Origin of the sequence: Saccharothrix hoggarensis (assembly GCF_042678885.1) — a bacterium.
Taxonomy (GTDB): Bacteria; Actinomycetota; Actinomycetes; order Mycobacteriales; family Pseudonocardiaceae; genus Actinosynnema; species Actinosynnema hoggarensis.
Genome location: NZ_JBHTLK010000525.1, coordinates 1 through 673, shown reverse-complemented (window position 1 = coordinate 673; position 673 = coordinate 1). Strand labels below are relative to the sequence as shown.

The 673-nt window shown below is 78.5% G+C and carries 1 pseudogene; it reads left to right on the top strand.

Features of this window, described 5'->3' with window-relative positions:
* Window positions 1-524 (top strand): annotated as a pseudogene (locus tag ACFQ3T_RS36920) (hypothetical protein); the annotation flags it as partial.
* Window positions 525-673: the final 149 nt, after the last annotated feature.

Here is a 673-nt window from a genome sequence, read left to right as displayed (position 1 = left end):
GGTGGTCCGGGCTCGCCGCGCGGGTGGCCGAGGTGGGCGACCTGCACCGGACGTTCGAGGCGCGGGTGGCGGTCGCGGCGGACCGGGTCGCCGAGGTGGAGGCGGTGCGGGCGCGGGCGCGCGGGGTGCGGGTGGAGGTCGTGGCCACGATCGCGGGCATTCACCCGGACGTGCCGGGCACCGACGTCGCGGGGGCACTCGACGGGCTGCGGCGACGTTTTCCGGACGTGGTGGAATCGGACGTCGTGGCCGTCGAATCGGCGGTGGTCGTGGCGCTGGAACGGGCGCGCGGCGTGCTCGCGCACCTGACCGGGTCGCTGGACCGGCGGGCCGAGCTGCGCGGGCGGCTGGAGGCGTACCGGGCGAAGGCGGGCGGGCTCGGGTTCGGCGAGGACGCGGAGCTGGCGGCGCTGCACCGGCAGGCGCGGAACGTGCTGCTGGGCGTGCCGTGCGACCTGAACGCGGGCACGGTGGCGGTGCTGCGGTACCAGCGCGCGGTGCTGGCGAGGACGGAGGCCCGATGAGGACGTGTCCGCGCGCCGGCTGCGGCGGGGCGATCGACGACGACGGGTTCTGCGACGTGTGCGGCTTGGAGGCGCCGGTCCTGGCCGTGACCGCGCCCGCTCCCCCGCCCGAGGGCGCGCCGGCGGCCGGTGGTCGTGCGGCGGGCGGG